The sequence below is a fragment of the Paenibacillus sp. SORGH_AS_0306 genome, from assembly GCF_030819345.1.
GTDB lineage: Bacteria > Bacillota > Bacilli > Paenibacillales > Paenibacillaceae > Saccharibacillus > Saccharibacillus kyungheensis.
The window spans coordinates 1943531-1965667 of the sequence record NZ_JAUTBP010000001.1; the positions used below are offsets into that span (position 1 = coordinate 1943531).

Genomic DNA, 22137 nt, shown 5'->3' on the forward strand with positions numbered 1-22137 from the left:
CGACTGTTTTATATCAATCTTTTTTTGAAATGCGTTGTTAATATTTCATTAATATTATAAATGATTGAACCATTCATCTTCTACCGGTTCAAGCCAATCTGTTTCTCCCGGAGTCATCGCTAAATGAACGAACCAGCTATCTTTCGTTGCGCCATGCCAGTGTTTCACATTAGCCGGAATATTGACAACATCCCCTGTCTGAAGAGCTTGAGCAGGCTGTCCTTCAGCTTGATACCATCCTTTACCACCAGTGACTAACAATACTTGACCTACATGATGAGAATGCCAGTTATTGCGAGCACTAGGAGCGAATGTCACATTACCAATCGCTGTATTTAAAGGAGTAGCATCGGTGAAAATCATTTGCAAATAAGCGTCCCCTACAAAGTTAGCTTTTACTTTTTCACCTAAAGGAAAAATAGTACTGTTTTGTAATTGTTCGTTTTCCATAATATATCCCTACTTTCTTTTGATAAGCTTATCTATTAGTTACAATAAAATACCTTAAACGAATCATCGATCTGACTATTTTGATTGCTGGGCGGCTTCTTCTACACAACGCAGTGCATTCAGACTTCGTGGATATCCGATATAAGGCAGACACTGAGAAATAATTTTAATCAGAAAATGCTTATCCTGACCTAGCCTAATATTAGCGACCGCATGACTGGTTAATTGAGGTTCACAACCGCCTTTTGCAGACAAAAAGCAAAATGTAATCATTTCTCGTTGCAAATGGTCTAGACCTGTTCGAGTATAATAATCGCCAAAGCAATTAGCCGCTAACCACTCATTTATATGTCTGGTTTCTTCTGCACCCGATTTCCAAAAATCTTGCATATGATTACCAAAAATATCTACCTGTGCTTGAATCCCTGCTGTTAAACGGTTAGCTATAGTCGTTGTCGATTGAGAAGGCAAAGGCAATTCTACACCTTGTGCAGTCAACATATCATTAGTAGCATATAAAAAAGGTAACACACGTCCTATACCGAGATAAGCTACAGATTGATATACGATTTCCTTCACTTCGACAGCTGTTACACCAGTGTTAAGCGCTACGGGAAGTATAACTTGGAATTCATCGATGCCCTGACATCCGATTAATGTAGCGACAATAGCCATCATTCGAGTACGATCATCCAGATCATCTTGATCCGCGACTTCATGTAATACAAAATGATCAAAACGTTCAATAAAGTCAGGATCTGTTTGCGTTAATGGTAAGCGATCATTGGGAAATGTCTTGTCATGATTATACATGTATCTACATCCTTTCTTTGGAATAGTGTACGTCAGGGTGTCTTGCCCTATATGACTATTATGACTCATAAGATCGTTATTCTAATATCCTGATTATCTTAAATGATTGCCTGATTCTCTTACAGTCATTAGAAGTAAACTCTAAGAACTCTATAACGTAAAAAAAGCCGCTACATGAGCGACTTTACATCTATTTCTATATGATATTAGCTTTTTAATAAGTTTATAGAGACATCTATCGTATGTGATAATTGGGCTTTATCTACAGAAGATCTTCCCATGACTCGTATACCGATAGACACCGTATGCAGATATTTGGCTAGTTCTTTAGCGCTCTGCTTTGAAGTAAATTCTCCGTCCTGTTGACCCCATAAAATAATCTGTTCAAACATATCTTCGATGCCTTCAAATGATTCGATAGATTTGGCATTTACCTCTGCATCGCGTGCCGCCAGTTCTGTTACTGAATTGACTACTAAGCAACCGGATGGCAAATCTTCTTTATCTGAAATCATAAATTGAAAAAGAGAATACAATGCTTCTGTAGCCGTTTTGGATGGCTTGATTTCACTCGTAAGATTCGCTTTTACTTTATCCATATAACGAGTGATCGCCTGTAGAAATAGTGAGTGTTTATCACCAAATGTATCATATAAACTTCTACGATGAATACCCATATGTGTGACTAGATCACTCATCGATGTTTTCTCATAACCTTGATCCCAGAAAAGGATCATAGCTTTATCTAATACTTCATTCACGTCAAATTCTTTGCTTCTGGACACAAAACTCCCCCCAATACGAAAAATGTAACATATTGAGAACGTTAAGTAAAGAAAGATTCAAACGTTAAATATATCTATCAATTATGACTCTATTTTTATTGAAATAGTTGCGGATATAGAGCAGGAATACCACCAGCAAGACCTTGTTGTACTTGTTGGCTGATCTCATCACCAAGAATCTCATAATGGTCAGCTTCGATTCCATCTACAGCGATTTTAGCGATATCTTCTGGAGCAGATTTAGGTGCATCACTACCAGCCATCATATCTGTATCCATAAAGCCTACATGTAATCCAGCTACTTTGATATTTTTAGGAGCTAATTCAAGACGTAACACATTGGTTAATCCCCATGCAGCAGCTTTGGCAGCCGTATATGCTCCTTCTTGCCCTATACTAACCCAAGACAATACAGATAAGATATTTAGAATAGAACCTCCACCATTTTTTTCAATAATCGGTGCAAATGCACGAACCATAGAAAGAGTACCGAACAGATGAGTGTTAAATTCCAAATGAATATCGTCTAAATTTCCTGTAAGTAAAGAAGCTCCTGTTGCTGTACCTGCATTATTAATCAAAACAGTGGCATCACTTGCGATTTCAGTTGCTGCCATCACAGAGTGAGGATCAGTGATATCCAGTTGTACTGCGATAGCTCCCGGTAGATCGACAGATTCTGGCTTTCTTGCACCTGCATAGACTTTAGCTCCTCTTGATAAAAGCTCAAGAGCTAATTGCTTACCTAAACCTCGATTAGCACCACTAATAATAACTACTTGTTTTGAAATGTCCATGTTTTCACTACTCCTAATTTAGAATGATCGTTCTTAAATAGTCAAAAAAATAATGTCTTACTCAATAGCTTATTAATGATCCAACATGTAACCTTTCGAGAATGATCGTTCCCGATGAATAAAGTATAATTTATTTGAGAACGATCAGTCAACTATTATTTTTAATTTGTTTTAATGACTTTCTGTTTTAGAAGTTGTACGGTGAACATGCTTGTATTCTTGCTGAATATAATAGAAACAAATTTATACATAATCATGTCATTATAGATACATGCAAAAATATAGAGGCATAGAAAAAAGACCATAACTTCGATAAAGAAGTTACGGTCTTTCCACTTATTGTATACAGATCGTTATAATGCGTGTTCAAGTCACATGCACTATTTGCTAAACCATTACAATTGTACGACACGTCCTGTTTTTTGCGATTCAAAAGCACCCAAAATTACTTTAACCGCACGTAAACCTTCTTCGCCCGAAATTGTAGGAGGAGTGTTCGTAGTAATAGACTCTACAAATGCATCAATAACACCACTAGGAACTTGTTTTTCATTGGTAGACATCATGCCTACTTCGTATGTTTCTACGGTTCCGTCTGTTAGTTCTACAATGACTTCGTTACCATGAACTGTTCCGATTTTCATTACACCGTTTTCACACCACAAGATAGTACTGTTGTCTCCACCTTTGTACTGTGTCCAGCTTGCTACCAGTGTACCGATCGCACCGCTCTTCATACGTAACAAGCAAGTAGCGTTATCGTCTACTTCTGTACCTTCTTTATGCAAAGTACCGATAAAGCTAGCGACATCAGCTACTTCATCATTTAACAAATAACGAATAAAGTCAGATTTGTGTACACCTAGATCGCCCATTGCACCCATAATCGCTTCTTCTTTACGGAAAAACCAGCTATCTGCTCCATCTACACTCCAAGCTTCAGGACCAGGATGTCCGAAAGATGTGCGGAATGTTAAGACTTTACCTAGTTTTCCTGAATCCAAAATTTCTTTTGCTTTTACATGAGGAGGCATTAGACGTTGGTTATGACCTACCATCAAGTATACGTTATTTTTTTGAGCTGCTTCGATCATTTGCTCTGCTTCTTCAATCGAACACGCCATAGGCTTTTCAACCAATACATGTTTACCTGCATTTGCTGCTGCAATGGTCATAGGAGCATGCAAGTAGTTCGGTGTACAGACGCTTACCGCATCGATCTCTTCATTCGCTAGAATTTCTTCGTAGCTTGCATAGGCTTTACCGCCGTATAGGTCAACCATTTCTTGTGCACGTTCTAGATTAGGATCAGCAAAAGCTACCAATTCTACTTGTTCATTTTCTGCATATTCTGGAATATGTCTGCGCTGAGCAATAGCTCCGCAACCGAATACAGCTACTTTAATCTTGTTCATGAATAATAGTCTCCTTTGATTGGGTATCGATTGAATGTATGTGTACGAAATAGACGAAATTAATTTAAGTAATTTTGTTTAAGCCAGTTATAGCTGTTGGACACGCTTTCAAGTGGAGGATTCTGACATACATCTTGTTCCACGATCAGCCATTGTACGCCTGCTTTACCTGCTTGTTCGATCACTTGTGGCAAGCTATTAACAATACCTTGTCCTAATTCTAATGTTTTCATTTGACCTTGCTCATCTTTGTCAAAGTCTTTGAGATGAAGAAGTGGTAAACGTCCTGCATATTTTTGAATATATTCTAACGGATCTTGTCCTGCAAATTGTACCCAACATACGTCCATTTCAACTTGAACTGCTTCTGGAGTCGTTTCTGCAAACATACCATCAAAAGCGTTAGTATCTTTGAATGCACCGTGGAATTCAAAATCATGGTTGTGATAACCAAAAGTAAGTCCTTGTTTGCTAGCTTCTGCACCAAATTGTTGCAACTCTGTAAATAAAGCGCCCCATGCTTCACTGCTTTGCGGACGATCTTCTGGCATAATATAAGGACAGATCATATACTGTGCACCGATCACTTTTAGGTAATCGATCTCTTTTTGCAAATTATCGCGCATAGATTGTAAAGGAACATGGCTACTGAATCCTTTGAGTCCAAGTTCGTCTAAAAGCGCCTTCATTTCTTCTGCGGGAATATCTCCATAACCTGCAAATTCTACACCTTGATAACCAAGTTCAGCCACTTTGCGTAATGTTGCCGGGAAATCTTTAGCTGTCTCATCACGAAGTGTAAATAATTGCAGACCAATATTTAATGTTGTCATTTCAAAAGCACCTCTTTGGATTATTTTTATTCTATGTGTAAGAGTTATCTTTCATCTATTATTTTAGAACAAGACACGCTAAAATGAACATACACAATATCGTAAAAACATGAACTATTTGCTCAACTTTTGGCTAGGGGGATTATTTTGGACACATCTCTTTTGATCTGTGATCATTCATATCATTACAAAGCATTTAATCATCAAATAAAAAATGGACTACAACATTACATTTTTCGCTTACAAACAGAGGGCAGTTGTGAAGCATTCACCTGTGGAAATCGTTATGTATTAAAAAGTGGAGATTTACTGCTACTCAAACCTGGAGATGATTATCATCTTGTTGTGCAAGAACCGGCTAAAAAAGATGGATTATCTAGCGGAGATTATTATTTGTTCTGTCAAGGAACTTGGATCGATGAATGGTGGCAACGCCAGCCACGCTCTACAGTATATTCTATTGGAACAGAAAGTAAATTGATCGGCTTATGGCATAATTTGTTATTGGAAAAGCGGCGCGGGCTTCCTGAAGAAGATACTGAATTAGAGGATGTACTATTACGTAGCCTCTGTCTGTATATCGATCGTGCGATTAGCGATACGGTACAAATGGATCGTAAAGGTTCAGCGACTCTTTTGCTAAAGCGGTTTATTGAAGAACATGCTACAGTGACTTTCAAATTAGAAGAAGCCGCTAGATATGCAGGGCTTAGCCTTTCAAGAGCAGTTAAATTGTTCAAAGAACATTACGGCAAAACGATGATCCAATATGCGATTGAAATTCGTCTTAAAGCTGCGATTGAGCAAATTCAATATAGCGAAATGACGCTCGAACATATTGCAGAAACATGCGGCTTTGCAAGTTACTCCTATTTTCACCGGGTATTCCGCAATCAATTCGGTATGTCACCTGTAGAATACAGAGCGTCTAATCCGATATTGAAGCTATATGATACAGAAAATAGTATGAGATAAGGTGTATGCCTTATCTTCTTTTTTTGAAAGCGTAATCATGCTATGATCAGTCTGTCATATTACTCTAGAAAGGAAATTGTAAGATGGTTATTGTTTTTTATCCATTTTACATAGGTGCTTATTGATGAAATATAACAATCCTATTATTAAAGGCTTTTACCCTGATCCAAGTGTCTGCAAAGTAGGCGATACTTATTATTTAGCTACCAGTACATTTCAGTATTTTCCCGGTGTGCCGATCTTTGAAAGCCATGATCTGATGAATTGGAAGCAGATTAGCCATTGTCTGACCCGTACGACTCAAGTTCAATTGGATCAGGTTCAAAGTTCTGGTGGAGTGTTTGCCCCTACTCTACGTTATCATAGAGGGCGATTCTATATGGTCACAACTAATGATACTACGCGTCAGAACTTTTTTGTCTGGACTGATGATATTTATGGAGAATGGTCAGAGCCTATAATTGTTGATCAGAGCGGCATTGATCCTGATCTGTATTTTGAAGATGACACCACTTACTTTATGAGTAATGGACACGATGTAGATGGGAACGAAGGTGTGTTCCAATGTCAGATCGATATTGTAACAGGTCAGAAATTAACACCAAGTCGTATGATCTGGCAAGGAACAGGTGGGCGTTATCTGGAAAGTCCTCATATGTACCGAATCAATAACTGGTATTATCTACTGGTGGCTGAAGGCGGTACAGAGTATGGTCATATGGCAACCTATGCACGCTCGGCATCCCCTTCGGGCCCATTTGAAGCCTATGCACATAATCCTGTCTTAACTAATCGCAATCTAGGTGGTTATGAATTACAGGCTGTTGGTCATGGCGATCTGATTCAGGACAATAATGGCAATTGGTGGTTATATCATCTTGGATTCCGTCAGATCGGTCAATGGCTTACATATCATCATCTAGGACGTGAAGTATTTCTTACACCAGTGACATTTGATGAAGAAGGATGGTTTACTGCCGGGTATCATGGGACTACACTCTCTAGCTTTGAGACAGATCGGATATCTGACGATGTGATTCAGCAGGAAAAACGTATCTATACATTTGAGAATACAAATTGGGAGCTAGATTGGTGTTACCTTCGGTTTCCACAGACTGAAAACTATCAATTTGAAGATCATAAGCTGATATTAAAAGGGACTGATATTACACTGGATCAACCTCTTTCTCCGACCTTTCTCGGGTTACGTCAAAAGGATTTCTATGCTGTGATCACTTGTGATGTAGAAATTATAGATGGAGAAGCAGGCATAACGTTATATATGGATGAACATCATCATTATGAATTAGCTATACGCGGTCAGAAAGATCATTATGAAGTGATTGAACGATTAAATACGCAAGATATCAAATCTGTACAGCAGACAGTTGCATTAACAAGTAATAAAGCTTCAATTATGGTCAAAGCTGAGCCAACATGTTACCACTTTTTTGTAACTGTTGAAGGCGAAGATATACTACTAGGCACTGCTCAGACCAAGTATTTGTCTTCAGAAGTTGCTGGAGGGTTTACAGGAGTGATGATCGGATTATACGCTACCAATCATCCAGCAGGTCATGCTGCGACATTTTCAAATTTCAAATGTGAATATCTTCATTCAATAGATAGAGAAAACGTTTAGTGTATCTGTAGAATAACCAAAAGCGCAACGATCTTATAGCAAAGATCATTGCGCTTTTGGTGTTCATTAGTGATCTGCGCCAAATACTAAGCCAGCAGATTGTTTGGCTTGTTGGATCACATGCATTACTTTTTCACTGTGTTCGAGCATTTCAGAGACTTTGAGCATATCTTGTTCATAGATGATTCGCTCAAATTCTACAAATTCATCATACATGCGATGCGGATGATCTTTGACATCTATTCGTACAGGCGAGTTGGAATCATTTACATATTCGAAATGATCCACAATATTAGTAGAACCTGCAATTGAGATATAGCCTTGATCTCCTTGAATATTGGTGCGATTCGGTGCACTCGTATCTTTGGAACCGATACAGACACATTTGAAATGATCATAATCCAGTAATAATATGCCGGACGTATCTATACCACGCTCTATATTAGCATGATAATGAACAGACTTCGGCAGACCAAATAAACCCACGACAAGATGAATATTGTACAAGTTAATATCCATTAATGCTCCACCTGACATCGCTGGATTGAATGCAGATAAGACTTCTCCATTTTTGAATCTGCGGTAACGTGAGGAGAATTGTGAATAGTTACACTCTACGATTTTGATATCTCCAAGCTTGGGCAATTGTTCGCGGATAGCGAGTACATTTTTGAGATATTGATTAGAGATTGCTTCTATTAAGATTCGATGTTGACGTGTAGCAAGTTGTTTGAGTTCTAGAAACTCTTGTAGATTCGATGTAAAAGGTTTCTCGCAAATCACATGTTTGCCTTGCTCTAATGCTTGCTTGGCATAAGCATAATGCAGATGATTAGGGAGTCCAATATAAATAGTATCTACTTGCTGATCAGCAAGCAATTGATCATAGTCCACATACACTTTCTTAATATGGTATTGATCTTGCCATTGAGCCAACTTCTCTTCATGACCGGCTCTCGCACAGATCGCTTGCAACTGAATCGCTGGAATATCTCCAATAAAACTTAGTAAATCTTCGACAATCATTCCTGATCCTACAATACCTAACTTCATTTTAAGAACACTCCTTTATCCCTTTTTCTAATATTTCTATCACTTTTGATGTTTGGTGATCTTTAATTTGTTTTTCTTTGCCATGTATAATCGCTTCGTATATATCATCATAAATGCGTGTATAATCTCCTTGCTCAGAGATCACTTTTTCTTCGTGATGTTGTCCTTGATCATCTATATAAGTCAATGTACCGTAATGCTCGGGTCTATCTATACCAAAGTCAGCATGTCCTTTTGGTAAATAAAACAACTTTAAATGTTCTTCTTGTCGATCTTCGGTTTGCTTGATAAATACCCCTTTTTTACCGTACAAGGCAAAACTTGGTCTAGCTATCAGACGAAAAAAGCTTGATTTGATAGATACTTTCAAGCGATCATAATAAAAGTCCAAATCAAAATAATCATTCATTCTACCTGTACCTAGTAATTGGCGCACATCATAATGAATATGCTGAGGTTCACCGAAATAAGAGATCACCTGATCAATCGTATGCACACCATGTCCGTAGAGATAACTTTGGTAGGTGGAGAAATGATCTATACTTTCTGGTGTCTCTGGTCGGTAATAATCGTAATGCATTTCCACTTCTAGCAATTCACCCAGTTTGCCAGAGGCAATCACTTTTTGCATTGTTAAGAAATCAGAGTCATATCGTCTATTTTGATAGCATTGAATCAATAAGTTCTTTTCTTTAGCATATTGAAAAATAGAATCTGCTTCGTCTTTGGTTAGCATAAATGGTTTTTCGACAAGTACATGTTTGCCATGATCCAGTGCCATTTTGGCATACGTATAATGAGACTCGGTATGGGTGCAGATCACGACTAACTGAATATCAGGATCATGAAGTATATTTGTGATATCATCGGTATAGAGGATATTATCCATTCGAGTCCAGTCTGTTTTATAGAGATGACGTGCGTAGATTGTTTTGACATTCAAATAATCGCGATTCATAGAAAAAGGCAAATGATAACGATTTGTACTTTTTCCATTGCCAATATAGCCAATAGTTAACATGATGATTGCTCCTTTTATCACTTGATTTCTTTTATTATAAAAAAAGAATCTATAGCGTAAAGGGATTAGCTGTATAACGGTATATTCGACCAGTATTCGCTGATTAATCACACCAAATATAAGGTGTTCTTTGAACAAAATGTTCAATACAAAGAGATTTCGAACGTTATTGTCGTATCGGAATAGGAGTGAAATCTTTTGAAAGTGCTTTTACAATTAGCTGAAATGAAACAATTTACAACCAATGAACAAAGTATTGCTACTTATATTTTGACTCATCAAGAGAAAATGTTACCTTTCACTATTCAGGAACTGGCGAAAGCTACCTATACTTCTCATTCTGCAATCAATCGGTTAACACATAAGCTTGGATTATCTGGGTTTAAAGAATTTAGTCTTTCTCTAGCACGTGAATTTGAGCAGAATCAACATCAGTTGACTGAAGTTGATGTCAATTATCCTTTTAGTCTAGGAGAATCTTCTATACAGATTGCTAAAGAAATTGCTGATCTGATGAAGAATACGATTGATAAAAATCTGTCTCTAATCGAGGATGAGTTACTTTCACAGACAGCCCAATTACTAGATCAAGCTGAACGTATCTTTATCTATGCTTTGGGTGATTCACAGATTCGTGCCAAAAGTTTTCAAAATAAACTATTTAAAATCAATAAGTATGTTGTGATTGCAACAGAGCTATCAGAATGGGCACATCATACGCTGAATGTGACAACTCGTGATTGTGCACTATTTTTAACTTATCATGGCAATTCACCTAGCTACACCAAAGTGTCTCGTTACTTACAGCATGAACAGATTCCTTATGTCACGATTACAGCGAATCATCAAGGGAAACTAGCTACATCCAGTACTATTTGTATTAAGCTTCCTGACGATGAGGTAAAGCTAGCGAAGATTGGAACTTTTTCTTCCCAGATTGCACTCGAATATGTACTGAATGTGATCTATGGTTGTATGTATAAAATCGACTATAAGCATCATATGAAGAACACCGAAGAATCTCTACACAAATTCAATCGTAGCGATATGATTGACGATATCTAGACAGTTACTAGCAATATGATTGATATACTGTAACGATCATACTCAATCTGAATATAGTCATATCGCATATACAAAAAACACCCCTACTCTATATTGCAGTAAGGGTGTTTGTATTTTATTTCTATTTATTTAGCTTCTTGCATGTATCTTGGAATCATCGTTTCAAAAGAAGGGAATGCATAGATCAGTTTGTCTACATCTTTGGATGTTAAGCCTAGTGTAATAACAGGAGTTAAGCTATTAATAATCTCAAGCGCTTCCTGACTATATGCTGCTGCACCTACAAGCTTTTGCTCTTGATCATAGATAAGAGTCAAGTGAGCTTCGGTTTCATTACGACCTGCAAAGTCCCATTGTTTGCCTAGATCGATCGGCTTCACTGTAAGTCCGGTAGATTCAGCTTCTTCAACTGTTATCCCAATTTGCGCAATCCGAGGTACGGTAAAAGCAATCGTAGCGATTGGTGGATATTCAATCCCTTGAGTCTGAGCACCTAAGAAAGAAGCCGCTAGATATTTCGCTTCAAATACAGCAGTTGGTGTTAGACGTGGTTGTTTTTTATCCAGAATATCTCCACTTGCATAAATGCCTTTTTGGGTAGTCTGTAAATACTCATCAACTACAATACCTTTACTGTTGTACTCGACACCTGCTGCTTCAAGATTCAAATTTTCTACATTCGGTACGCGACCTGTCGCATTAATAACTAATTTGGTTGTTAATGTTAGACCATTTTCTGTCGTGATCTGTAATTGCTCGTCTTGTTGTTCGACTTTGCTTAGTTTCTCATTGAAATGGAATTGGATTCCGTCTTGTTGCATCTTTTTAAGTAATTTTTGAGCATATGGTTGATAGAACTCATTTAGAATATGATCGGAGGATTGGATCACATGCACAGTCGCTCCTACTTTGACAGCGATAGAAGCCAGTTCCATAGATACATAACCTGCACCTACAAATACGATATGATCGGGAAGATCTTCTAAGTATAAAAATTCATTGCTTGTTTTTAAGTATTCTTGACCAGGGATATCTAGTGGTGTTGGACGTTGACCACTTGCAATCACAATTTTGTCTGCTGTGTATTCTTGACCATTCACAGATACTGTTTTTTCATTTACAAAAGATGCTTCGCCTTTGATCACTTCAATGCCTGCTTTTTTGAAATTTTCTTCCAACATCACAGGTAATGCGTCTAGCACTTTATTTTTGTGAGCCATTAGTTCAGACCAGTTAATTTTCATTTCACTTGTCATGCCGATTCCGTTGTATGCTTGCGCATCTTCCATAACTTTGATTGGGCCATCCAAAATAATTTTCGGGTTACAACCATAGTTCGTACATACACCCGCAATTTTGTTACGCTCAATAATCGCTACTTTTTGACCTGACATACTAAGTGGCATCGCTGCATTCCACGCACCCTGACCACTACCTATAAATAAAACATCAAAGTTACTCATTATATATTCCTCCATTTTCGAATGTAATCTAAATAAATGTAATATAAATATTTGAATATGATTTGGTATTTGTATTATAACCAAAAACAACCCCAATCAATCGCACACGATTAATTGGGGTTGGTGGTAATTAGACATACAAAAAGATTCTGCACCATAATAAAAGGCAAATCATCAAGATCATGTGATCTAAAATGATTTGCCTTTTTATTCTAAATCGCTTATTTATTTACTAATTCCAAAGCAATTTCTGCTTTTTTGAGGTCATGCTCTACTTGCTCGTCTACATCATAAGCATGATACATTTCGTTTTCGATCATATAGGTTGCAATTTTCTCATGCAAATCAATTGCTTTTTGTAATTGAGCTTTTAATGTTTTGCGAACACTAGGAGTTGCTGTTTCTGTAATCGCAACAGCATAATTACGTACACCAGCTTTGGCAGACATCAGTAAATCAGTAGCAATTGCTAGATCATCCAATGGAGCCGTTGCATTAACTAACATTTCTTTTGTCATATTACTTGTAGCCATAATTACCCCCCTTTATTTTTGTAAAATAGATTTCAAGTCTTCTATTGCCTTCGTCGAATTTTGGATATCTTCGTCAATGATTTGTTTGAGTTTTTCATCTTTAACCAGTTCACGCATTGCTACAGCTTTGGTAACACAAGAAGTTTTGAAAGTTAAAAGTTCATGCACTTCAAGCTTTTCGTGAGTTGCTAACTGCTTTGTCATCACTTTAACACTCCTTATTATCTTCTGATTAGTGAAGCTGTTCCCAATTTATATATAACCTCTATTATTCCAAATATATCATGATTAGGTAAAATAATTAAAAAGTTTGAATGATCTATTTTTATAATGCTTGTTTATACAACAACTATCAGAAAATAATAAGAAGATGTTTTATTTTAAAGCAAAGCAGTCTGAATATTATAATCGTTCAGTTCAATATCTACGTCCATATCTAGTGCTAACTTAGCTAATTGATAGCCGATAAAAGGCCCCATTGTTAAGCCTGATGCTCCAAGTCCATTCGCTGTTATAATGCCTGTCCAATTCGGAATACTACCGATCACAGGTAAGAATCCTGGAGTAAACGGTCTAAAGCCTACACGTACTTCTTGCAGTGTACTCTGTGCCAGATCAGGTGCAAGTTCTAATCCTTTATTTAATACTTCTTGCATACCTCCAGCTGTGATTCGAGTATCATAACCTTCGATATCATTTTCGTGAGTAGCTCCGATGACCATCTTTTGCTGTTCAAACGCAAGCAAGTATTGATCGGCTGGCGGCATAACGACAGGCCATGTTCCGGTATCTGCTGATAGATCTTCTATTTGTAAATGAATAATCTGAGCTTTCTGATAACTGACTTGAAAATTGATACCTAAAGGTTGTAACAATGGATTCGCCCATGCACCTGCACATACGACTACAGTATCTGCTTCAATCGTCTGTCCATTCACTATGACTCCGGTAACTTGATGATCTTCATATAATAGCGTAGCGTCGCCTTCGATTTTGTGTGCTCCATAGTGCTGTGCAGAACGAATCAACGCATCCCGTAATGCACGACCATCAATACGAGCGGCTCCACTGATATGTACAGCATGATATCCTTTTTTTAACAAAGGAAATTGATCATGAGTCTCTTGTTCATCCAGATAGGTAATATCTCCAATCTCTGGTGCCTGTTCTTTGCGTAGCTGTGCTCGCTCTTCCATTTTCTTAATTTTGTCCAAATCTTCATGAATACTAAGTGCACCCACCCGGGCATAACCTGTATTGGTTTCTCCTGCATCTTGAAGTTCCTGAATGAGTGCAGGATAAAATTGTGCACCTGCTTTGGCAAGTCGATACCATGCTTGATTACGACGTTGAGACAACCACGGGCAAATAATGCCTGCCGCCGCATCTGTAGCTTGCCCCTTATCTTGGCGATCAATAAGAAAGACTTCTGCCCCCATTTTACTTAACTGATATGCGGTAGAAGCTCCCAAAATCCCTGCGCCTATTACAATTACTTTCTTCATCACTGCATTCCTCTCTATTGTACGAATATATATATTATAACGAAAATACTTGTAATTCTCTCGTATAGTTACAATAGGTATAACAAAAAGCAGTAGTGCTAAGACTACTGCTCTTCATCAAAACGATTGAGTTATCTATCATCTGTTATCGATATGAGATTATAATGGATAAGGAATTAAGCCTACGACAGGATGTGGAATATACCCTTCTTCAAGAGAACTCACTTCTTCTGGTGTTAATTGTACATCAAGCGCTGCTACAGCATCTTCAAGATGTGATGATTTGGTTGCGCCTACGATTGGAGCACTAACAGGTTGCTTTTGTAATAACCATGCCAGAGCAATATGAGAACGTGGAACGCCTCGTTTTTGAGCAATGTCTGCTACTTTTTCTACGATAACTCGATCAGCATCAGCCGTACCATCGTACTTCGATTTCTGAATATGATCTCTTTCTGAACGATAAGTCGTTTCTTCTGGATCACGCGTTAATCTTCCAGAAGCAAGCGGACTGTATGGAATAACACCTATTCCTTCTTCCAGACAAAGAGGTAACATTTCTCGCTCTTCTTCACGATATAACAAATTCAGATGATTCTGCATCGATACAAATGAAGTCCAACCGTTAGCTTTGGCTATCTGAATCGCTTTTAAAAATTGCCATGCATACATAGCAGAAGCTCCGATATATCTTGCTTTACCAGCTTTGACCACATCATGCAAAGCTTCCATCGTTTCTTCGATCGGTGTCTCATAATCCCAGCGGTGAATCTGATACAAATCTACATAATCTGTTCCCAAACGCTGAAGACTTTTATCGATTTCACTCATAATAGCTTTACGAGATAGTCCGCCGCCATTAGGGCCTTCGTGCATTTTTCCATGAACTTTGGTAGCTAATACGATTTCATCGCGGTTCGCATATTCTTTCAGTGCACGTCCTACAATCTCTTCACTTGCTCCTAGTGAATACACGTTCGCTGTATCAAAAAAGTTAATTCCAAGTTCTAACGCTTGCTTAATAATCGGACGACTATGTTCATCATCCAATACCCATGAATGAGTCCAACGTTTGGCATCGCCAAAACCCATACATCCCAAGCAAATGCGTGATACATCTAATCCTGTTTTTCCTAATTTGACATATTCCATGATCATTCTCCTCACTTTCATATCGTCAGATTCAAAAGCGCTTGCTTCGTTAATGAACAGATGTCTATAATAGTAAACACATTAAACAGATCATCTGTTCAACGGCTCCTCTATAGTATGCAATATATCCCAAATACACAGGTATCGTATTTATCTTAAATGATTGCCTAATTCTCTCACGACTGTGATCGCTATTCAAAATTTATACAAGAAAGGGTTCTCCTATGTCTCAAGAAATGCAACATAAAAAAGACGAACTTGCTAGCTTGATCAAACGTCATTCTACTGCTGAAGGTGTTCAAGAAACAGCTATCTCTTCTTTGTTTTTTGTACGTTATTTGTATACAACAGAACCAGCTTATCATGTAGCCCGTCCTGCACTATGTTTTATCGCGCAAGGTTCCAAAGAAATCTACCTAGCCAAAGAACGATTTTTGTATAATCCTAATGATTATTTAGTAGGTTCTATGAATTTGCCTGTAGTCGGTCAGATTATCAAAGCTTCTGCGGAGGAACCATATGTAAGTTTTAAGCTGGAATTTACTCAACAACAGATTCTGGACGTGCTTAAAGATTCTTCGATTCAAACTGTGACTGGTGAATATGCTGAACGTGCGCTATTTGTAGGGCAAATTAATGCTGGGCTACTCGATTCTATTCTTCGCTTAGCTCGTTTGTTAGATCATCCTGAAGATATTCCTTTTCTAGCTCCATTATGTATCAAAGAAATATTGTATCGACTGCTACAAAGTGAATATGGATCGACGTTAGCACAGAGCGCTATGGAGGGAAGCAGTACGTATCGTATTCAAGATGCGATTCAATATATTATGAATCATTATGATCAATCGTTGTCGATTGAGACGCTTGCAGAAGTAGCCAGTATGAGTATCTCTTCATTTCATCGTAACTTCAAAGACATAACAACTATGACCCCTCTTCAATTCCAGAAGCAATTACGTCTGCAAGAAGCAAGACGCTTATTGTTAGCTGAATCAGCAGATGCCGCCGATGTGGCTTTTCGGTTGGGTTATGAAAGTGCTTCTCAATTCAGTCGTGAATATGCACGTATGTTTGGCTCACCGCCGCGTACCGATATTAAGCGTCTCAAAGAAAAATACGAACTTACTTTTAACTTATAACGATATAGATATACTTTACGAAAGTCTGGTGCACTTCTTATGTCCAAAATAGATCGCCGTATTCTTAAATCACAAGAAGCGATGAAAACAGCAGTCATTGAACTAATGACAGAGAAAAGCTTTGATGAAATTACATTACAAGATATTGCTGAGCGTGCCAATATAAGTCGTGGGACCATCTATCTTCATTATGCAGATAAATTGGATCTACTGAATAAGCTGATAGAAGAACATATTGAGAAATTAAGAAGTATTTGCCGATCAGTAGCTGAACTTGATTTTAGAGAAGCGATACTGCCATGGTTTGAATATTTAGAGCAGAACTATCTTTTTTTCTCGACGATGTTAGCTAGTAAAGGTGCTACTTCTTTCCGCAATCAATTTGTTGAATTTCTTAGGGAAGAATTCCAAAACGAAGTCAAACAGTCCGGTGAGAAAAATGACAGTATTAGCGAAGATATTCTTTTGCAATTTATCGTTACTTCGTATGCCGGAATTACCGAATGGTGGATTATTAACAAAATGCCTTATTCTAGTGAAGTGATGGCTGATCAAGTGGGCTTATTATTAGATCGCAACTTATAAGCACTTCTACAGAAAACAAACATATGAATTAATGAACATGTATGCAACTATTGTTCATTAATAGACAAATCGCTCTTTTTTATCGATTGTAAGCAATCTTATTTTGGTGATAATATACAGATGTACATTAAAGTATAGATGTTTTACTTTGTAGTGAAATGTTTTATACCTGTAGTACACTAAAAAATTGATCACTTTAGCATTTCAAACGAAATTGATATTGCTTAAGGAGAAGGAGCAGAGAAACTTATGTGCAAAACACACGTACTCAGTGCTGCAAGTCCAAAAGCACCATTTGAGAAAACAACGATTGAACGGAGAGAATTACGTCCAAACGATATTTTAATTGATATCAAATTTAGTGGAATCTGTCACTCGGATATCCATAGCGCGTATGATGAATGGGGCGGCGGTATTTTCCCGATGGTTCCAGGTCATGAAATCGCTGGTGTGGTTGAAGCTGTAGGAACAGACGTGACTAAATTTGCTGTAGGCGACCGTGTAGGTGTAGGTTGTTTTGTAGATTCTTGTGGTGAATGTGAATATTGCCTGCAAGGTGACGAGCAATACTGTACAAAAGGTGTTGTACAAACGTACAACTCTAGAGATTATGATGGTAACCCAACTTATGGTGGATATAGCCAAAAAATCGTTGTTACTGATCGCTTTGTAGTCAGTATTCCAGAAGCATTAGGCTTGGATGTAGCTAGTCCACTTCTATGCGCAGGGATCACTACATATTCCCCTTTGAAACATTGGAATATCGGTCCTGGTAAAAAAGTAGCTATCGTTGGTGTTGGTGGTCTAGGTCACCTTGCGATTCAATTCGCTCATGCACTAGGTGCAGAAGTGACCGTATTGAGTCGTTCTATGAGCAAAAAAGAAGAAGCAATCGGTTTTGGAGCAGATCATTATTATGCAACAGGTGATGCAGAGACATTTGCGACACTTGCGAATAAATTTGATCTAATCTTAAATACAGTATCTGCTAACCTTGATGTGAATGCGTACCTTTCTATGCTACGTGTAGATGGAACGCTAGTAAATGTAGGTGCACCTGCTGATCCAGATCAATATAGTGTATTCTCACTAATCATGGGTCGTCGTAGCCTTGCAGGATCACTTGTAGGCGGTATTCCAGAAACGCAAGAAATGCTTAACTTTGCAGCAGAACATAATATCGCTCCAATGATCGAAGTGATCGGTGCGGATTATGTAGGCGAAGCTTACGAGCGTGTTGTAAACAGTGATGTACGTTATCGCTTTGTTATTGATATCGCTACTTTGTAAAAGATCGCTGTCTATTTGGACAAAATTATCCGTTTGTATATATAAGCGCAGATGGCTAATTATAAAATCAAATCAATTAATCATGATCATACACAAGATTATGGATAATACAAATAACAAAAAGAAGCCTTTCGACGGTGAAGGGCTTCTTTTTGCTATACATGTTATCGTTATTATATTGATATTAGTCTGTCACTTTAAGCAATATCCATTTCTGATTGGTACCGCCGTTGTCTGTCCACTGAATTACATCGCCACCATTACTGGTTGAACCACTACTGATATCAGCGACTTTGTTACTGTTGCGATTGATTAATTTCAGCGTATTATCTGTAAACACAGGCTTCCACTGTTGATTGGTGCCTCCATTATCTGTCCACTGAACGACATCGCCACCATCAGCTACAGATTGTGCAGACACTTCCAGTGCTTTTCCTGTTTTGCGATTAATTAATTTGTAATAACCATTCGTTGTCGCTACGAATTTCCATTGTTGATTTGTACCACCAATATCCATCCACTGGATAACATTGGCGCCATCTGCGGTAGACGCTTCGCTTACATCAAGTAATTTGTTACTGTTTTGGTTGACGATTTTGTAATAAGCATTAGCATCGATCGTCGTCCCTCCACCTGTTGCCCCAGAGATTCCTGTAATCACAAATGTACTGACCGAATTAGCTGGTTGGGTATTAGTAAATTTCTTATTTGCCAATGACAATCCGCTAATTGCCGCCATATTCTCTGAACTGCTTGTCCGGTAACCGGTCACATTGCCTGTCAACGTAGTGAATTGAGACAGATCGTAATTGACTGTATTTGGTGACGTTGTGCTATTCACAGTGACAATGACTAATTTTTTACCTGCTGTATCATAAGCAGCCACCGAGTTGTTATCGACAATATCAATAATTTTGTATCCTGGACGAATAAATTTACTCCATTGTGCCATCATATGATATTTCTTTTTGACTGTATACGTGCCTAGATTAGCACTCGCATTATTTAGATCCGTTTCGATCATGCCCCAACCGCCTGGCGTTTCTATCGCTTGCCAGTAGACCCATGCACTATTTTTCATATATTTGAGATCCGATAAAATTGTACGGGCCAACGTCATACCTGTATCATCACCGTCACCATGCTCGGAGTTCCACAAACGTTTGCCATTCGCTGAAGTATTCAGCCCTGTGCGGTCACTACCCTGATACGTATGAGTATTGTATTGCACTAATTTGGACTTGGTAGCCGCTGAATAGCTGTCGATACTTTGACGAGTTAGATCAATACTTGTTTCTTCAGGAGCACTAATGCCGATCGGCAGACCTTTCGCTGCTATCGCACTGGATAACTGCCCGATCATCACTTGTTGATTAGGCGCAAACATCACATTACCTTCTTGACGATTACCGAAATACCAGTAATCTGAACTGGGCTCATTAAAAGCAGATAATGTACGGAAATTAATGCCCCATTGATCGCGGAACTGTTTGGTTACTGTAGTCAAATAATCAGCAAAATCATCATACATATCATCTTTCAGATTTTCAGCAGCATTGGTATTACCCGTGACACTTCCACTCTTCGTCATCCACCACGGTGGTGAGTTGGAGAAAGCCTCAGCAATAAATTCGCTAGATGGGATGCGAGATTTGGCTGCTTGTAAAATCGAGCGTTGATTACTATCTCTTGTCCAATCATAAGCAGATGTAGCTGAATCTTTGAAACCTGGAATACGTGCACGAAGTTCCATATGATTCGGATAGGCTGGGTTCTCGCCACCACCGATATTGTAACGAACAATATTCATTTGTAGCCCGTTACTGCCAAATAATTTGTCAGCATAATCATTACGTACCGATTCAGAAGCACCCCCTACCCGATTCGCCCACCATGCAAGTGATGTTCCCCAACCTTCCCATGTCTGATACTGTACATTCGGATTAACCGTTGCATTATAACTTGCCGCAGACACATTTTTCATCGGAACCACTCCATACGTTGTGATTAGTAATGCCAGAATGAGTAGACTGTGGTTCAATACCAACAACCTTTTTTTTAATTTTGATTTGACCATCCTAAGTCTCCTTTAGCCACTTATTTTAGTTAATCAGGTAATATGTATACGCTTACAAAATGATTTTTGAAGAAAAGATCGCTCTTTATGAATCGATCTCTTTTTCTATCATACACAGAATTAAAGGCTATTTCAATTATTTTACAATAAAGAACATACTTTTATTAGCACTTTTTCCAATAGCCTATATCTTCTAAATAGCAATGTATTCATTCTCAGTAAGACTTAAGAATTCAATATCAGCACAATAAAAATGGATAATTCCGTTCTCGTAATCTTCGATTTCATATTTCATTGGATAATAACCGTGTTCTGTTAAATCTTTAATATTAAATCCACTTATGTGAGTTAATGTTCCTCCAGATTGAAAGCGTAGAGCCTCTATATTCATAAATCTTATAAGTAATTCATAAGTTGTTTCATTTTCTTTAATTAAGAATGTTATATCCAGTATAGAAATATTTTCAAAGTATTTATCTTGAGTAACTTGAAAATGTAATTCTGAAAACCACTGAATTCTATGGATCGAAAAATTATCGATGGTAGGTTTTATATTTTCTATATTCCTGATCATTTTTGAAAATGCTCCCTAAATATCTAATTTGCGTATAATGCTACTGTATTTACGGTAGACATCATGTTCCCTTAGAGTCAATTTGTAGCTAGCTATGACTTGTTAAACACTTAACGAATAGACATCTTGAGTCATTAGTAAATGGATGTGATACTTCGTTTCCATGTGTAATCCTAACCTCAATATAGTTTCAGTCAAAAGAATTTCTGGAAGCAGCCATTGCATGTATAGCCTTCTCAAAATTACGATATACTTCATCTGCAACTCCCAGAAACTCTTCAACATCTACATGACTATCCAAGTAACAAGTATACAGATAATCCACTAAAGCAGAGTCAATCTCACAATAGGTTAATATGGCATTCTTCATCTTCACAAAGTCATCTTCCCATACACCTGTATTTTCCAAAACCAAAGAGTATAATGCACGAAGTAATCGCTTAGAGTAACCTTTGATATATCTCATTTGCATGGTGTGATCGCTAGCATTAGAAAGTGAATGATGTATACGAGCTACTTCTTCCTTGGTGTCTGTATTCAAATCTACAATAAACTCTGGAGAAATCTTGATCGGTGGTACTTGTTCACCAACGTCTTGACCATACACGCAAACACAAATGATCTTCACCCAAAAGCCCCACTCATTCGGTTTACTCAATACACTATCCATCGAGCAAATGATCGTATCAATCTTAGTAACTACTGGATATTCTTTCAAAAGCCTGTCTTTAATAGTGGATAACCTCTCGTAGTCTATATCTTGAGGATCTACACATACAATCGTAAAGTCCGCATCTGACTTAAAAGGGGTAGCCGTTCCTTTTGGAATCGAGCCGCACATATAAATGCTATGAACCTTATCTTTAAATTCAGTAAGGATGGTATCGATATACTGATCAACAAAATCTTTGTATTCGCTCTGTATCTCAATTTTATTTATGACTTTTTCTAATATCATATAAAATCC

Annotated in this window: 22 protein-coding genes; 6 read left to right on the plus strand and 16 right to left on the minus strand. The window is 37.8% G+C overall.

The window, feature by feature from the left end; all coding sequences use genetic code 11:
* Positions 1 to 54: 54 nt before the first annotated feature.
* The 6 genes from QE450_RS08325 to QE450_RS08350 all read right to left on the minus strand — a co-directional run bounded on the left by QE450_RS08325 (position 55) and on the right by QE450_RS08350 (position 5093).
* The gene (locus QE450_RS08325; protein ID WP_307298451.1) at positions 55 to 450 is read right to left on the minus strand and encodes a cupin domain-containing protein; all 396 of its coding nucleotides are present in this window, start codon (positions 448 to 450) and stop codon (positions 55 to 57) included.
* 75 nt (positions 451 to 525) lie between these two features.
* Positions 526 to 1263 (minus strand): carboxymuconolactone decarboxylase family protein, encoded by a 738-nt coding sequence (locus tag QE450_RS08330; RefSeq protein WP_307298453.1) that lies wholly within the window; start codon positions 1261 to 1263, stop codon positions 526 to 528.
* Between the two features lie 206 nt (positions 1264 to 1469).
* Positions 1470 to 2048: a TetR/AcrR family transcriptional regulator gene (locus QE450_RS08335; protein ID WP_274169953.1), complete on the minus strand. Its 579-nt coding sequence runs from the start codon at positions 2046 to 2048 to the stop codon at positions 1470 to 1472.
* A 95-nt stretch (positions 2049 to 2143) separates the two neighbouring features.
* Entirely contained in the window at positions 2144 to 2845 is a 702-nt protein-coding gene (locus QE450_RS08340) for an SDR family oxidoreductase (protein ID WP_307298457.1), read from the minus strand.
* A 395-nt stretch (positions 2846 to 3240) separates the two neighbouring features.
* Positions 3241 to 4260 (minus strand): Gfo/Idh/MocA family protein, encoded by a 1020-nt coding sequence (locus QE450_RS08345; RefSeq protein ID WP_274169951.1) that lies wholly within the window; start codon positions 4258 to 4260, stop codon positions 3241 to 3243.
* Between the two features lie 59 nt (positions 4261 to 4319).
* Positions 4320 to 5093: a sugar phosphate isomerase/epimerase family protein gene (locus QE450_RS08350; RefSeq protein ID WP_307298461.1), complete on the minus strand. Its 774-nt coding sequence runs from the start codon at positions 5091 to 5093 to the stop codon at positions 4320 to 4322.
* Positions 5094 to 5240: 147 nt separating this feature from the next.
* On the opposite strand from QE450_RS08350, the gene QE450_RS08355 reads away from it, so the two are divergent.
* Together QE450_RS08355 and QE450_RS08360 are read left to right on the plus strand one after the other, a co-directional pair.
* On the plus strand, positions 5241 to 6068 hold the full coding sequence (locus QE450_RS08355; RefSeq protein WP_274169949.1) for an AraC family transcriptional regulator: 828 nt from the start codon (positions 5241 to 5243) through the stop codon (positions 6066 to 6068).
* Between the two features lie 124 nt (positions 6069 to 6192).
* Positions 6193 to 7710 (plus strand): glycoside hydrolase family 43 protein, encoded by a 1518-nt coding sequence (locus tag QE450_RS08360; protein ID WP_307298464.1) that lies wholly within the window; start codon positions 6193 to 6195, stop codon positions 7708 to 7710.
* A gap of 66 nt (positions 7711 to 7776) precedes the next feature.
* Here QE450_RS08360 and QE450_RS08365 read toward each other — a convergent pair whose 3' ends face one another.
* Both QE450_RS08365 and QE450_RS08370 read right to left on the minus strand, forming a co-directional pair.
* Positions 7777 to 8763: a Gfo/Idh/MocA family protein gene (locus tag QE450_RS08365; protein WP_307298467.1), complete on the minus strand. Its 987-nt coding sequence runs from the start codon at positions 8761 to 8763 to the stop codon at positions 7777 to 7779.
* 1 nt (position 8764) lies between these two features.
* On the minus strand, positions 8765 to 9784 hold the full coding sequence (locus QE450_RS08370; RefSeq protein WP_307298470.1) for a Gfo/Idh/MocA family oxidoreductase: 1020 nt from the start codon (positions 9782 to 9784) through the stop codon (positions 8765 to 8767).
* A 198-nt stretch (positions 9785 to 9982) separates the two neighbouring features.
* Between QE450_RS08370 and QE450_RS08375 the strand changes: the two genes are divergently transcribed.
* Positions 9983 to 10849, plus strand: a complete 867-nt coding sequence (locus tag QE450_RS08375; RefSeq protein WP_307298473.1) for a MurR/RpiR family transcriptional regulator — start codon at positions 9983 to 9985, stop codon at positions 10847 to 10849.
* A 125-nt stretch (positions 10850 to 10974) separates the two neighbouring features.
* On the opposite strand, the gene QE450_RS08380 is transcribed toward QE450_RS08375, so the two are convergent.
* From QE450_RS08380 to QE450_RS08400, 5 genes are all read right to left on the minus strand, one after another.
* Positions 10975 to 12312 (minus strand): dihydrolipoyl dehydrogenase family protein, encoded by a 1338-nt coding sequence (locus QE450_RS08380; RefSeq protein ID WP_307298475.1) that lies wholly within the window; start codon positions 12310 to 12312, stop codon positions 10975 to 10977.
* A 221-nt stretch (positions 12313 to 12533) separates the two neighbouring features.
* The gene (locus tag QE450_RS08385; protein ID WP_273612385.1) at positions 12534 to 12845 is read right to left on the minus strand and encodes a spore coat protein; all 312 of its coding nucleotides are present in this window, start codon (positions 12843 to 12845) and stop codon (positions 12534 to 12536) included.
* Between the two features lie 12 nt (positions 12846 to 12857).
* Positions 12858 to 13049, minus strand: coding sequence for a spore coat protein (locus QE450_RS08390; RefSeq protein WP_273612386.1), 192 nt, complete (start codon positions 13047 to 13049; stop codon positions 12858 to 12860).
* A 176-nt stretch (positions 13050 to 13225) separates the two neighbouring features.
* Positions 13226 to 14350, minus strand: a complete 1125-nt coding sequence (locus tag QE450_RS08395; RefSeq protein WP_307298480.1) for an NAD(P)/FAD-dependent oxidoreductase — start codon at positions 14348 to 14350, stop codon at positions 13226 to 13228.
* 159 nt (positions 14351 to 14509) lie between these two features.
* Positions 14510 to 15502, minus strand: a complete 993-nt coding sequence (locus QE450_RS08400; RefSeq protein ID WP_307298482.1) for an aldo/keto reductase — start codon at positions 15500 to 15502, stop codon at positions 14510 to 14512.
* A gap of 224 nt (positions 15503 to 15726) precedes the next feature.
* Here QE450_RS08400 and QE450_RS08405 point away from each other — a divergent pair, with 224 nt between their 5' ends.
* The 3 genes from QE450_RS08405 (at position 15727) to QE450_RS08415 (ending at position 18519) form a co-directional block, all read left to right on the plus strand.
* A complete protein-coding gene (locus tag QE450_RS08405) occupies positions 15727 to 16644 on the plus strand; it encodes an AraC family transcriptional regulator (RefSeq protein WP_307298484.1) in 918 nt (305 codons plus the stop codon).
* Between the two features lie 39 nt (positions 16645 to 16683).
* A complete protein-coding gene (locus QE450_RS08410; RefSeq protein WP_307298486.1) occupies positions 16684 to 17229 on the plus strand; it encodes a TetR/AcrR family transcriptional regulator in 546 nt (181 codons plus the stop codon).
* A 249-nt stretch (positions 17230 to 17478) separates the two neighbouring features.
* Positions 17479 to 18519, plus strand: a complete 1041-nt coding sequence (locus QE450_RS08415) for an NAD(P)-dependent alcohol dehydrogenase (RefSeq protein WP_204824108.1) — start codon at positions 17479 to 17481, stop codon at positions 18517 to 18519.
* A 184-nt stretch (positions 18520 to 18703) separates the two neighbouring features.
* On the opposite strand, the gene QE450_RS08420 is transcribed toward QE450_RS08415, so the two are convergent.
* The 3 genes from QE450_RS08420 to QE450_RS08430 all read right to left on the minus strand — a co-directional run bounded on the left by QE450_RS08420 (position 18704) and on the right by QE450_RS08430 (position 22128).
* Positions 18704 to 20596, minus strand: coding sequence for an RICIN domain-containing protein (locus QE450_RS08420; protein ID WP_307298491.1), 1893 nt, complete (start codon positions 20594 to 20596; stop codon positions 18704 to 18706).
* 193 nt (positions 20597 to 20789) lie between these two features.
* Positions 20790 to 21170, minus strand: coding sequence for a hypothetical protein (locus QE450_RS08425; protein WP_307298493.1), 381 nt, complete (start codon positions 21168 to 21170; stop codon positions 20790 to 20792).
* 190 nt (positions 21171 to 21360) lie between these two features.
* A complete protein-coding gene (locus QE450_RS08430; RefSeq protein WP_307298495.1) occupies positions 21361 to 22128 on the minus strand; it encodes a nucleotidyltransferase domain-containing protein in 768 nt (255 codons plus the stop codon).
* Positions 22129 to 22137: the final 9 nt, after the last annotated feature.

Coding starts and splice junctions, on each gene's coding strand:
- QE450_RS08325 (WP_307298451.1), bottom strand. CDS start 450: ATGGAAAACGAACAATTACAAAACAGTACTATTTTTCCTTTAGGTGAA.
- QE450_RS08330 (WP_307298453.1), bottom strand. CDS start 1,263: ATGTATAATCATGACAAGACATTTCCCAATGATCGCTTACCATTAACG.
- QE450_RS08340 (WP_307298457.1), bottom strand. CDS start 2,845: ATGGACATTTCAAAACAAGTAGTTATTATTAGTGGTGCTAATCGAGGT.
- QE450_RS08345 (WP_274169951.1), bottom strand. CDS start 4,260: ATGAACAAGATTAAAGTAGCTGTATTCGGTTGCGGAGCTATTGCTCAG.
- QE450_RS08350 (WP_307298461.1), bottom strand. CDS start 5,093: ATGACAACATTAAATATTGGTCTGCAATTATTTACACTTCGTGATGAG.
- QE450_RS08360 (WP_307298464.1), top strand. CDS start 6,193: ATGAAATATAACAATCCTATTATTAAAGGCTTTTACCCTGATCCAAGT.
- QE450_RS08365 (WP_307298467.1), bottom strand. CDS start 8,763: ATGAAGTTAGGTATTGTAGGATCAGGAATGATTGTCGAAGATTTACTA.
- QE450_RS08370 (WP_307298470.1), bottom strand. CDS start 9,784: ATGTTAACTATTGGCTATATTGGCAATGGAAAAAGTACAAATCGTTAT.
- QE450_RS08380 (WP_307298475.1), bottom strand. CDS start 12,312: ATGAGTAACTTTGATGTTTTATTTATAGGTAGTGGTCAGGGTGCGTGG.
- QE450_RS08385 (WP_273612385.1), bottom strand. CDS start 12,845: ATGGCTACAAGTAATATGACAAAAGAAATGTTAGTTAATGCAACGGCT.
- QE450_RS08390 (WP_273612386.1), bottom strand. CDS start 13,049: ATGACAAAGCAGTTAGCAACTCACGAAAAGCTTGAAGTGCATGAACTT.
- QE450_RS08395 (WP_307298480.1), bottom strand. CDS start 14,350: ATGAAGAAAGTAATTGTAATAGGCGCAGGGATTTTGGGAGCTTCTACC.
- QE450_RS08400 (WP_307298482.1), bottom strand. CDS start 15,502: ATGGAATATGTCAAATTAGGAAAAACAGGATTAGATGTATCACGCATT.
- QE450_RS08405 (WP_307298484.1), top strand. CDS start 15,727: ATGTCTCAAGAAATGCAACATAAAAAAGACGAACTTGCTAGCTTGATC.
- QE450_RS08410 (WP_307298486.1), top strand. CDS start 16,684: ATGTCCAAAATAGATCGCCGTATTCTTAAATCACAAGAAGCGATGAAA.
- QE450_RS08415 (WP_204824108.1), top strand. CDS start 17,479: ATGTGCAAAACACACGTACTCAGTGCTGCAAGTCCAAAAGCACCATTT.
- QE450_RS08420 (WP_307298491.1), bottom strand. CDS start 20,596: ATGGTCAAATCAAAATTAAAAAAAAGGTTGTTGGTATTGAACCACAGT.
- QE450_RS08425 (WP_307298493.1), bottom strand. CDS start 21,170: ATGATCAGGAATATAGAAAATATAAAACCTACCATCGATAATTTTTCG.
- QE450_RS08430 (WP_307298495.1), bottom strand. CDS start 22,128: ATGATATTAGAAAAAGTCATAAATAAAATTGAGATACAGAGCGAATAC.